The sequence below is a fragment of the uncultured Desulfovibrio sp. genome (assembly GCF_944327235.1).
GTDB lineage: Bacteria > Desulfobacterota > Desulfovibrionia > Desulfovibrionales > Desulfovibrionaceae > Desulfovibrio.
The window spans coordinates 1-11,353 of sequence record NZ_CALVHE010000077.1 but is presented as its reverse complement, the minus strand read 5'-3'; the positions used below and the strand labels follow the sequence as shown (position 1 = coordinate 11,353).

Here is an 11,353-nt window from a genome sequence, read left to right as displayed (position 1 = left end):
GGCGCGAGCACGGCCTTTTCCTGCTTCATGATGGAGACGTTGAAGAGCTCTTCGCCTTCCTTCACGATATCGCCGGGATGCACATACATGACCCACAGATCGCCATTGCTGGGCGCCGCCACATGGAACTTGTTGGCGGGATCGGCCATGGTGATGCCGCGCTTGGCCTGACCGACCTTGTCGCTGACCTGCACTTCGCAGCTCATGATCTCCGAATCCAGCACATAGCGGCAAATGGACACGCCGGCCTCATTGGGACGGGAGATGCTGAGTAGCGCCAGATGGTGCGGCTTGCCGCTCGTGTCGTTGAAGCTCAGAGCCTGTCCGGGCTTGAGTCCCTCGAACCAGACATGCAGCGGCAGATTGTTGGGATCCCCGAACTTGGCCCGGAACTGCATGGTCTTGAGCGCGTCACCGGGATGGTTGAGGTACATGACGAATTCTTCTTCCGTGGGCTGACGCTTGATGAGATCGGCGCAGGCCTTGCGCTCGGCGGCCAGATTCACGTCCGCCAGCGATTCCAGCGGCGAGGCTTCGGTGCGGTTGGCGATGGCGCTCTTCCATTCGCTGCCGAAGGCGCTCTCGTAGACCCAGTCCGGCGGGAAGCCCAGCGGGAGACGGCCGAACTTGCCCAACAGGAGATTGCGGAAGGCATCGTTGCAATCCTGATAGATATTGAGGCGCGCATGGCGCATCTGCTCGCTCAGTTCGCTTTCGGGACGACTCGTCACCTCGTGCAGCACTTCCAGCAGATAGCGCACCTCCTCTTCGCCACCGCGCTTCCAGGCGCCGGTCACGGCAAGGAAGGCCGTATTCCACGTCACCTGCGAACCGGGCGTCACGTCATGATAGCGCACGATCTGCCGCGTCCCTTCCAGGAACTTGAGCATATAGGGCAGCAAGTGGATATAGCCCTGCTTCATGGCCCCTTCCTGCGACGAGGATGTCGCCCCGCCGGGCATACCGTGCAGGGTCACGTCGTAGTCGATGCCCTTGAAGTACGGCGAGCAGTAGCGGTCATAATACGGCATGATCTGCTTGCAGACGAAATTGGCGTCCCGGATGGCGTCCTTGTTGAGCTGGCAGGTAAGGCCGAGCTCGTCCTCCATATAGGCCACGGTGGAGAGCACGTCCCCCTGACCATACGAACGCACGGCCGATCCCAGGCCCACGTCCACGATGTGCGCGCCGGCCTTGGCCGCCGCCCCGCAGGAGGGTACGAACAGCCCGTCCGTGTAGTGGCGGTGCACATGCAGCACGAGCTCCGGCCACGCCTTGCGCAGAGCGCTCACCAGCTCGGTCATGAAACGCGGCGGGCAGACGCCGGCCATGTCCTTGAGGCCGAGGATGATGTGGCGGGAGGCCTCGCGAGGATCCACGCCCATGATGTTCCCCATCATGCGCAGGATGGCCTCGGTCACGCCGAGATAGTGCGGCACGTCGAAGCCCTTGGCCCAGGAGAGCGAAAGGGCCGGTTCAAAGACCACATCCTTGCGGGACATGACCACTTCCGCAATGGGTCGCATGTTTTCCACATGGTTGAGGAAGTCGAAGCAGCGCACCACGGAGTAGTGGTCGCAGATCATCTCCCCGGTCAGGCGCATGAGGTTGCGCGGCTGCGGCGTATAGCCCAGCACGTTGGTGGAGCGCACCAGCAGCTGCTTGTGCGTCTTGGGGGCAAAGCTGTTCCACTCGCGGGCTTCCCGGAAAGGATAGGTCATGTTGGCCATCATGGCCACATGGAAGTGCGCCCCGCCGCCGTTCTCGATGGAGAAATACCCCACATTGTCCAAGTAGGGACCGATGAGCCGATCTTCAGCCAGACGGAAGCGGTTACCGGAATTGGACTGGGTGAAGTCGCGCGGCGTGGTGTCGGTGAAGTGCACCCGCCCCGAATCACGCACATAGTCGAGAAGCGCAAGGCGGTCGCCGTGCGGATAGGGGGAGGGCTGACGACGCACGCTCGTGGGGATGACGGGCAGCACCGGATCGAACACGCCGAGTTCCGGCGTAGTGGCGGAACGGTATTCCCCGAGCTGGAGGAAGGGATTGTAACCTCTGGCGGAGATCTCTGCCACGAGGCGGGCAAGGCGCTCGCTCTCCGGCGCAAGATCCAGATACTGCATGAGCTCGGGATGCGCGGCAATGAAGTTGGTGTTGATGCTGCCGTTGCGGAACAGGGGATGCTTGAGCACCTGCCGGAAGAACGGGATGGTCGTCTTCAGGCCGCCGATGACATATTCCCCGAGGGCGCGTTCCATGATCGCCACGGTCTTTTCCCAGTCCGTAGCGTAAGTGATGAGCAACGCGCCCGCGGAGTCGTAGTTGGCGGGGAACTCGTAGCCCGCGCAGATGTTGGAGTCCAGCCGCACGCCGGGGCCGCCGGGCGAAACGTAGCGGCTCACCAGACCGGAATTGGGCGCAAAGTTGTCCTGCGGATTCTCCAGATTGATGCGCACCTGCATGGCCCAGTACGTCGGACGCAGCTGCTCTTCACGGTAGCGCAGCTCAGCGCCGAAGGCCACGGCGATCTGTTCTTCCACCAGGTCGATGCCGTAACGGGACTCGGTGATGCCGTGTTCCACCTGCAGGCGGGTATTGACTTCGATGAGGTAGGGCTGCCCTTCGGGCGTCACCAGGAATTCCACCGTGGCCAGCGAATGGTAGCCTACCGCACGCACCAGCCGACGCGCGTAGTCCTTGAGCTGATCGCGCAGGTTGCGCGTGATGCCCTTCCACGGCGACGGAGTGATCTCGATGAGTTTCTGATGGTTGCGCTGTACCGAGCAGTCGCGTTCGTCAAAGGCGAACACATTGCCGTACATGTCGGCAATGACCTGGATCTCGATGTGGCGCACATTATCGAGGAATTTTTCCACAAAGAGGCGCGGATTGCCGAAAGAAGCCTGCGCCATGGTGGACGCCTTGAAAAAGGCGTCTTCCAGTTCCGCTTCATTGTGGATGGCAAAGATGCCGCGCCCCCCGCCGCCGCCTTCGGCCTTGAGCATGATGGGCAGGCCCATCTCATTGATGAGCTGCCGGGCCGTGGGGATATCCACCGCTCCGTCGGAACCGGGCACCACGGGGATGCCCAGCTTGCGGGCGACGGTGCGTGCCTGCACCTTGTTGCCCAGCAGGTTCATGGCCTCGGCCGTGGCGCCGATGAAGGTCAGTCCGGCTTCCTTGCAACGCTGCGGGAAACGCGTATCCTCGGACGCAAAGCCCCAGCCGGGATGGATGCCTATCACGCCGTGCTGTTTGGCCTTGTCGATGATGCGGTCTATATCAAGGTAGGCACGCGGATCGGAGCCCAGCAGAATGAGTTCCTGCGCAGCTGAGGCCGCCGGGGCCGTCTTGTCCACGTCGGTTGCGGTCATGGCCGCAATGGCGTCGAAACGTTCACGAATGGAGCGGCAGATGCGGCGCGCGGGTATACCGCGGTTCGCCACAAGGATGGTCTTGCCCTTGAGAAACTCCTGAACCTCAGCAAAGCTCTTGTTGGCCATGTGCTACGCCCTTTGATTGTCGTACGGAAGACGCAGGCTCCCGCTGTAAAAAATCCTCTCCCCGCTTCCGCACAGCAGACGAGCGCCGCCGTCGGCGTGCAGGCCGGCAAGAATGCCCGAAACAGTTTCTTCACCGTCCTCGATGACCACCTGCCTCCCCTGCCAGAGCAGATGACGGCAAACCGCCTCATGACAGCGGATCATGGGAGAACGTCGGGCAGTATATGCGGAATAAAGGCGCTTTACAAGCATGGGCCACAGCCTTTCCGCAGGCGGGCAGCAGGCGCTCCCCCCCGGCCAGACCTCGGCAAGACTGGCGGCGGGAAGTGCTGCCCCGGTCCGCAGGGAGTCCCGCTCCGGCCGCCAGACCACGTTGATGCCGATCCCCGCACAGAGGACGCCCGCTCTCTCTTCCATGAGGATGCCCGCCACCTTGCAAGGCCCGTCCGCTGTTTCCGCCACCAGATCGTTGGGCCACTTCACACGCACGCTTAGTCCCAGTTCGGCACATGCCGCCGCCAGCATGAGACTCAGCGCGGGTGTGGCTTCGCTGCCCAGAAAGGGGTCGGCCTGCGGCAGACGCAGGGTGGCGTATATATTGCCTGCCGGGGAGATCCATTGCCGCCGCAGCTGTCCCCGGCCGCTGGTTTGCCGCACGGCCTGCACGCTCTCCCACGGAGCCAGGAGCCCGGCATCCATCAGGGTGCGGGCTGCGTCAAGGGTACTCGTCACCTCACCCAGACGCCAGACGAAGGGGCAGCCGCTGCCATCCCGCAGCATGGCCTCTGCCCGAACGCCCGGACAAGCCGTCCCCCCTTCTGAAAAACGAGTGCATTCTTCGCGTGCTTCTGTCATATTCCCCTCATGGAGATATATCTTGTAGGGGGGGCAGTACGCGACCTGTTGCTGGGCCGCCTGCCCCATGAATGGGACTATGCCTTCAACGGCAGCCGGGAAGCCTTTCTGGCCGAGCATCCCGGCGCTGAGACCGTCGGCGCGGTACGGGTCTGTCTCTGGCAGGGACGCGAATTCATGCCGTTGCGGGGGAACAGCATCCTGGAGGATCTATGCGCCCGGGATCTGACCATCAATGCCCTCGCGCTGGATGCGGCAGGCCGCCTGCATTGTCATCCGCGCTCCCTGCACGACCTGCGGCACAAGCTGCTCCGCCCGGCCTCCTCCACAGCGCTGGTCGATGATCCCGGCCGTGCTTTCCGACTTGCCCGCTTTGCCGCCTGCCTGCCGGACTGGCAGCTTGCGCCTGAGGCGACGGATCAGCTTTGCCGCCTTGATCCGGCGGCGCTGGCGACCCTGCCCGCCGAACGCGTGGGCCGTGAACTGCTCAAGGCGCTGGCCGGTCCCGCTCCCAGTCGCTTTTTGCGTGTGCTGGCCGCCGGCGGCTGCCTGTCGCCCTGGTTTGCCGAGTTTGAGGAAGCCGCGCATATCCCTGCCGGACCGCCCCGCTGGCACGGGAGCGCTACCGTACTTGATCACACCTGCGAGGTCATGGATCGCTGTGCCGGCGATGCGCTGGCCGTCTGGATGGCGCTCTGCCATGATCTCGGCAAGCTGCGGACGCCTGCGGACAACTGGCCGCACCACTACGGGCATGATGCGCTCGGCGTCCCCGTCGCGCAGGCGCTGTGTCGGCGTCTGGCGCTCTCCAACCTGCATCTGACGGCTGCGGAAACTGCCTGCGCCGAGCATATGCACGCGGGTCGATATGGCGAACTGCGCCCAGGCACCCGGCGGGACATCCTCTGGCGGGTGGAGCGGCGCGGTCTGAGCCGTCCCTTCTGGAGGCTTGTAGATGCCGACAGCCGCCGACAGTGGAGCCTTCGGGCGGAAAAGGAGCTGGCCGTCCTGCTCGCTGTCCGCCTGCCGGAAGAATGGCGCGACCGAGGCCCGGAATCGGCCCGGCAGCTGCGCGACCTGCAATGCGCGGCGTTGGCGGAAAGCGGTTGCCGCTGATTGTTTTTTTGCGGGAGGGGGAACCCCTTTCACTCGCGCGAAAAGGGGTCCCCCCTCCCGCGCCCTCCCCTTCCCCAAACGCGCTTTGCCGGGAAATATGTCATGCCGCGACGACCTGGCGGCCAGTTCTCCGGCCGCAGGCCCCGCAGCGTTCCCAAGGGGCAGCAAAGAAATGGCTATGACGGCCTGTCTGTGCCGCAAGCGGAAAGCGCCGCGCTCCCGGCCCGCAGGCAGGCATCGGCCAAGGCGTCCATCTCCGGTCCGTGATCCAGCCCCGCCAGATGCCCCATGCCGTGTGACAGCAGCCGCAGAAAATGCTCTCGCCCATCCTGCCCGTACAACAAACACTCTCGCCGCCATGTCGGCAGAGAAAGCACCAGCTGGCCCGGGAGAGCGGCATCACCGGGGAAAGAAAGGACATTGGTCGGCCCGGAGCAGGCCATATAGCGACGGTTGCAGTAAGCCATGCGTCCATCGTCCACCAGATGCAACGTCAACGTGGGGACAGCATAGCCCCGCCGGGCGGCTTCGGCCTGCATGGCCTCCAGCACCTGCCGCAATTGTCTCTTGTCCAGATCGCACAGCCAGCCGTACGCCGCGCTGTGCAGCATGATTTCCGCAGGCATGGGAGTTCCTCGACATTTCTTGTTGTCGTCTGGGCGGCTACCGGCTGAATCGCCTATGTGGTACGAGCACGCATACCGTTGCCTAACGGCTTGGACTGTGCCGTACTGGTTGCCTGGGGCATATCCGTTCCGTAAAGACCGCCAGCATGAGAAACGACGGCCGGAGGCGGCGGAGCCCCTACTCCAGCGGCGGGACGGCTCTGTGCGGGCGTTGCAGCGCGCGTCTCCGGACGGGGGTCAGCCTTGTTTTCCGTCTTGGGGACGATGCCGCTGCTCTTGAGCTTGTCGTCCGGATAGACGATACGCTGATGGAAAATACCCGTCAGGATACGCTGGAAGTTTTCACTCAGGAAATGCAGATCCTTGAACGTCAGCTCGGATTCATCGAGCTGCCCCTCGGAAAAGATGCCCTTGATGATGGTATCGATGTGCGACCGGATACGGGCCGGAGTGGGATCGGTCAGCGTACGGCTGGATGCCTCCACGGAGTCGGCCAGCATGAGGATGGCGGCTTCCTTGGTTTGCGGCCGGGGCCCGGGGTAGCTGAAATCGGACTCGCGCGGCTTCTCACCCAGGTTGATGGCTTTCTGATAAAAATAGCGGATGATGCGCGTGCCGTGATGCTGGCGGATGATGTCGATGATCTCCTGCCCCAGATTATACCGCTCCGCCAGTTCAGCCCCCTTCTTGACGTGGGAGATGAGGATGAGCGCGCTCATGGAAGGGGACAATTTGTCATGTTTGTTGGGGCCGCCGAACTGATTCTCGATGAAGTATTCCGGATAGGCGATCTTGCCGGCATCGTGGTAGAGCGCCGCCACCTTGCACAGCAGGCTGTTGGCGCCGATGGCCTTGGCCCCGGCCTCCACCATATTGGCCACCACCAGCGAATGGTGGTAGGTCCCCGGAATGGTCACCATCAGCTCCTGCATGAGCGGATGCTCAAGGCTCATCAGCTCCATGAGCCGGAAGCGCGTACTGTAGCCGAAGGAGAGTTCCAGCACCGGACTCAGGGCGAACAACAGCAGAAGAGAGACCACGCTGTTGGCCAGCACAGCCACGGCATAGGCCGGATACAGCTCCAGCGGGACATTAAAGGAGAGCAGCAACGCAAGACAGATCACCGCCTGACCGATGGTCAGGGGCATGACGCTCCAGACCACGTCCTGCCGGTTCTGAGCGCTGGTCACCAGCCAGGTGGCCAGCATCCCGCCGAGGAAGTGGAAAAGGAATACCTGATAGCCCTGCTGGAACATGAGCGTGACGAAAAGGCAGAGCAAAAGTCCCATTGTACAATAGCGGCGGGCGGCAAAGACCATGGCCACCAGCCCCACCGCCCCGGCCACGGGGTAGGCCACGGCATAGGCGGCCAGATGGTTGAGGTCGCTCACCACGAGGCTCAGGGCATACAGGGCCTTGGCTCCGATGCCGAACAGCAGCAGGATCAGGGAGATGAGGAGCATGTCCTTGCAGCGCAGGGGCGTGCCGGGCTTGCCGCTGGGCGCCACATAAAAGCCGATGCCGAGGATAAGGGAAAAGATGAAGGCCCCGCCGACCACCGTCCAGTGCATACCGTCGCTTGCCTGATCGTACATGGCCTGGAGCTTGATCTGTTGTTCCCGACTGACGCGAGCCCCCTTGCGGACAATGAGCTCACCCTTCTGGATCTGGTAGAAGACAGGCTCCACGTTTTCCGCCACGGCGTTGCCGCGCTTCTGCGTGGACTCGCGGTTGAGAGTGAGCGAGGGCGGCAAGGTGGCTGCCAGAAAGATATTCAGGGCACGACGCGCGTGGACGTTGAGACCGCTCTCCCGCTGCATGAGCGACGAGACTTCCGCCAGAAAGGATTGCACATCCGGCAGGCTGGTCACATCCGGCCGCAGCAGCTCCGACCCGTTGTCCAGATTGTGGATGATGGCGCCGGCCCGGCCGACGCGAGCCACACGGATGTCGCTGACCAACCCTTCCGTCAGCCGCTCATTGATCAGAGGGATCAACTTTTTGAGCAGGTAGGACTGGACTTCCGGCTGGGCAAGTTGCGGCAGCACATCTTCTGCCACACGCGGCGTGAGTTCGTCGGTCAGCCGCCGCAAGGCGCTTTCGGCAGGCGCCGCATCCTCCGCTCCGGCAGTTCCATTCTCGGCGGACGCGGCTGGTCCGCCGGGCGGCAGATCGCCGGGACGCTCGCCCCCCAGCTCTCGTAAAATGGCCAGCACCCGCGCCTGAAAATGCGTCAGCGGCTCCAGACTCAGATCATAGACAGGAGGCTGCAGCATGAGCACCTGCTTGCGCCGCGCAGCCGTTGCCTGAGAATCTTCCACCTGCATGTCCCGGTCAGCCACCACGTCGTGGTCGGCCACCTGCCCGGCAACATAGAAATGGCGTTCTCCCTCGAAATTGGCGCCCGCCAGCAATGAAAGCATAAGCAGGCTGCCCACAAGGACGAGCAGCCCCTGCCCGCAATGATGGCGCGAACGGATGGTACGGACCAGCGCGGAGAAACTAGAGGGGCGAACGGCTTTTTTCGGCGTCGTCATAAGCGCTCACAATGGCCCCCACGAGAGGATGCCGCACCACGTCGGCCTTGCAGAACGTGTGGACGGCAAGTCCCGGAACATCATGCAGCACCTGAAGGGCATGAACCAGCCCGGAACGTCCGTGGGGGGTCGTGTTCAGGGCAGGCAGATCGATCTGTGTGGTGTCGCCGGTGACGACCACCCGTGATCCGAACCCCATGCGGGTCAGGAACATCTTCATCTGCTCGTGTGTGGTATTCTGCGCCTCATCCAGAATGATGAAGGCGTCGTTGAGGGTGCGGCCGCGCATGAAGGCCAGCGGGGCCACCTCGATGATGCCGGTCTCCAGCATGGAAGCCACCTTGGGCTGCGGCATCATGTCATGCAGGGCATCGTACAGGGGACGAAGATAGGGGTTGACCTTCTCGGCCAGATCGCCGGGCAGGAAGCCCAGCCGCTCTCCGGCCTCCACGGCGGGACGAGTCAGTACGATACGTTTGACCTTGTGCTGTTGCAACATGGAAAGCGCCATGGCCACAGCCAGATACGTCTTGCCGGTCCCCGCGGGCCCTACGGCAAAGACGAGCTCGTGGCGCCGAAGCACTTCAAGATAGCGCTTCTGAGCCACATTGCGCGCCGCAACGCTCTTGCGGGGCGTATTGACGAACACAGCCTCCCGAAAGACCTGACGCAGATCCAGCCCCGGGTCGCTATCCAGCATGGCATAGCTGCGTACCACGTCCTGCCGGCTGATCGCCATGCCCTCACGCAACAACGCATACAGCTGGATGAGCACATTGCACACCCGCTGCCGCGCCTGCTCGTCGGCAGACTCCACCCAAAGATGCGAGCCGCGGCTGCCGATACGTGTGCCGCTTGCCTCGGCCAGCAGATCCAGATGCAGATTCTGCGGTCCGAACAGACTTGCCGTCAATGCGGGATCGTCAAAATCCACCGTCTCAACGTGTTGTGAATGAAGAGCCATAGGCGACCAGCATAGTCCATTTCCCCTTCCCTGTCCATTGCTCCCCCCGGCAGGCAAAGAATGCTCTGGTATGCTTGTTGCATAACCTCCGGCAACTACTTGCCCGCAGCTTATGGCGGCAAAAATTGCAGGAGTCATCCATGAGTATTTCCGGTCTCAGCGTTTATTCCAACAGCAGCCGTTATCAGTGGCAGATCACACAGAATACTACCTCGTCCTCCAACCGGACGCAGAACGAACTGAGCGGCCTGACTTCCTATACGTCCATGGCCAGCCAGATCTCCGGCATGGTCGAACTTGTGCAATACGCCATGAAGGCTATGGGGCTTTCCGAAGACAGCCGGGTGACGTTCAGCCAGATCAGCAAATATCAGCAGCAGATCGAAAAGGAATTCGACGATTCCCTCAAGAAGGCGCTCGAAGAATCCTCGCTGTCCGATATCTCCGGCCTGACTTTCACGCTGGATACGGAAGGCAAGCTGACCGCCGCCGGCACGACGGAAGAAGACACCAAGAAGGCGCAGGACTATCTGGATGAGCACCCCGAACTGGCCGAAAAGCTCGTGGAGAACTTGAAGGAAGCCGACATCGAACTGACGACGGACCTGAAGTTCACCATCTCCTCGACCGGCGAATTCAAGCTTGCCAGCGGTTCCACGCACGAGCTCCAGAGCCTGCTGGACGAGCAGAGCGAGCTTGTCGACGAACTGCGTGAAGGGCTTACCGGCCTCAACGTCAATCTCGACGAACTCTCTCTGGTCTTCGACGACGCCGGCAACCTGGTGGCCAATGACGATCACCCCCAGGCGTATGACATCAACAACTGGCTGCGTCAGCATGGCGAACTTGAAAAGCTTCTTAAGGAAAAGCTTGAAGAGCAGAACATTGCCCTGTCGGATGTCAGTCTCACCCTGCCGAAGGACGGCGGCATGGCCATCAGCATCGCTTCCGACAACAGCGAGGAAGTGCAGCAGGCCCTGCTCGGTCAGGATGAATTGGGCAAGGAGATCTACGATGGTCTTGCCGGATTGGGCATCGATCCGGACATCACCTTTTCCATGCAGGTGGAAAGCGACGGCAGCGTGACCATCAACAGCTCGCACCCCGATGCCGACAAACTGCGCCAGCTCTTCAAGGATAACCCTGACCTGACCAAGCAATATGCTCAGGTGCAGGCTCTGGCCGGCATTGAGGATGCCCGCGCGTCCATGCAGATCGACCCCTCGGCCATGCGCACGCGCCTCCAGATGGAGACCATTGCCTCGTCCTGGTTCTCCAGCCAGTCTTCCAGCGGTTTCGGCACCTACTCCAGCGCAAGCGGTCTGAGCCTGCTGACCGGTCTGAACATGAACGTTTAGCGCATCCGCGCACATCTTCTGCTCGGGGAAGGGACGGCACGCCGTCCTTTCCCCGTTCCTTTTTCTCCATAGAACATTGCAGTTTGAAACGCTTCGCGTTGCAAGCCATACGGCCTGTCGTTTCGCGGAAAAACGAGGTTTTTCCGCTTGGTTTGGGCCGGGAGGCGCTGTGCTGCCGCCAAAACGCCTGTTCGACGTTCTTCCTGCCTCCTGTCTCCGTCTTTTTCTGTTGAAGCGCCATGCTCTCCTGTATGCCTCCTGCCGCCTCCAGCGCGGAGCGTCAGGAAATTCTTTCTCTTCCGCTGTAAAAAGAAAAAGGGTCATGACTAGCAGAGAGTCCATAAAGAGGCTAAAAGCAAGTTATGACAATGAAAAACAAGTACGCTTGCCG

8 protein-coding genes are annotated in these 11,353 nt (G+C 62.0%); 3 read left to right on the top strand and 5 right to left on the bottom strand.

All coding sequences use genetic code 11. The annotated features are described in order from the left end of the window. Both Q0K00_RS09670 and Q0K00_RS09665 read right to left on the bottom strand, forming a co-directional pair. A partial coding sequence (locus Q0K00_RS09670) for a pyruvate carboxylase (protein ID WP_297228988.1) occupies positions 1–3,506 on the bottom strand: 3,506 nt, incomplete at its 3' end. A gap of 3 nt (positions 3,507–3,509) precedes the next feature. Continuing rightward, positions 3,510–4,286: a biotin--acetyl-CoA-carboxylase ligase gene (locus Q0K00_RS09665; protein ID WP_297228986.1), complete on the bottom strand. Its 777-nt coding sequence runs from the start codon at positions 4,284–4,286 to the stop codon at positions 3,510–3,512. A gap of 84 nt (positions 4,287–4,370) precedes the next feature. Here Q0K00_RS09665 and Q0K00_RS09660 point away from each other — a divergent pair, with 84 nt between their 5' ends. Then, positions 4,371–5,477: an HD domain-containing protein gene (locus Q0K00_RS09660; RefSeq protein ID WP_297228984.1), complete on the top strand. Its 1,107-nt coding sequence runs from the start codon at positions 4,371–4,373 to the stop codon at positions 5,475–5,477. Positions 5,478–5,653: 176 nt separating this feature from the next. Here the strand turns inward: Q0K00_RS09660 and ybeY are convergent, their stop codons facing one another. Genes ybeY through Q0K00_RS09645 form a run of 3 tightly spaced genes read right to left on the bottom strand, consistent with a single transcriptional unit; the run spans position 5,654 to position 9,604 of the window. Then, positions 5,654–6,103, bottom strand: coding sequence for an rRNA maturation RNase YbeY (ybeY, locus tag Q0K00_RS09655; RefSeq protein ID WP_366937624.1), 450 nt, complete (start codon positions 6,101–6,103; stop codon positions 5,654–5,656). A 53-nt stretch (positions 6,104–6,156) separates the two neighbouring features. Then, positions 6,157–8,640 carry an HDIG domain-containing metalloprotein gene (locus Q0K00_RS09650; protein ID WP_297228982.1) on the bottom strand — a complete coding sequence of 828 codons (2,484 nt, stop codon included), beginning with the start codon at positions 8,638–8,640 and terminating at the stop codon, positions 6,157–6,159. Further along, a complete protein-coding gene (locus tag Q0K00_RS09645) occupies positions 8,606–9,604 on the bottom strand; it encodes a PhoH family protein (protein WP_297228980.1) in 999 nt (332 codons plus the stop codon). The genes Q0K00_RS09650 and Q0K00_RS09645 overlap by 35 nt, the downstream gene beginning before the upstream one ends. A gap of 140 nt (positions 9,605–9,744) precedes the next feature. Between Q0K00_RS09645 and Q0K00_RS09640 the strand changes: the two genes are divergently transcribed. Both Q0K00_RS09640 and Q0K00_RS09635 read left to right on the top strand, forming a co-directional pair. After that, positions 9,745–10,962 carry a hypothetical protein gene (locus Q0K00_RS09640; protein WP_297228978.1) on the top strand — a complete coding sequence of 406 codons (1,218 nt, stop codon included), beginning with the start codon at positions 9,745–9,747 and terminating at the stop codon, positions 10,960–10,962. A gap of 169 nt (positions 10,963–11,131) precedes the next feature. Beyond that, the coding region (locus Q0K00_RS09635) for a hypothetical protein (protein ID WP_297228976.1) at positions 11,132–11,353 on the top strand (222 nt) is incomplete at its 3' end.

What these genes read in the sequence shown, in the direction of transcription:
- Q0K00_RS09665 (WP_297228986.1), bottom strand. Translation starts at nt 4,286, where the DNA reads ATGCTGCGGGATGGCAGCGGCTGCCCCTTCGTCTGGCGTCTGGGTGAG.
- Q0K00_RS09660 (WP_297228984.1), top strand. Translation starts at nt 4,371, where the DNA reads ATGGAGATATATCTTGTAGGGGGGGCAGTACGCGACCTGTTGCTGGGC.
- ybeY (WP_366937624.1), bottom strand. Translation starts at nt 6,103, where the DNA reads ATGCCTGCGGAAATCATGCTGCACAGCGCGGCGTACGGCTGGCTGTGC.
- Q0K00_RS09650 (WP_297228982.1), bottom strand. Translation starts at nt 8,640, where the DNA reads ATGACGACGCCGAAAAAAGCCGTTCGCCCCTCTAGTTTCTCCGCGCTG.
- Q0K00_RS09645 (WP_297228980.1), bottom strand. Translation starts at nt 9,604, where the DNA reads ATGGCTCTTCATTCACAACACGTTGAGACGGTGGATTTTGACGATCCC.
- Q0K00_RS09640 (WP_297228978.1), top strand. Translation starts at nt 9,745, where the DNA reads ATGAGTATTTCCGGTCTCAGCGTTTATTCCAACAGCAGCCGTTATCAG.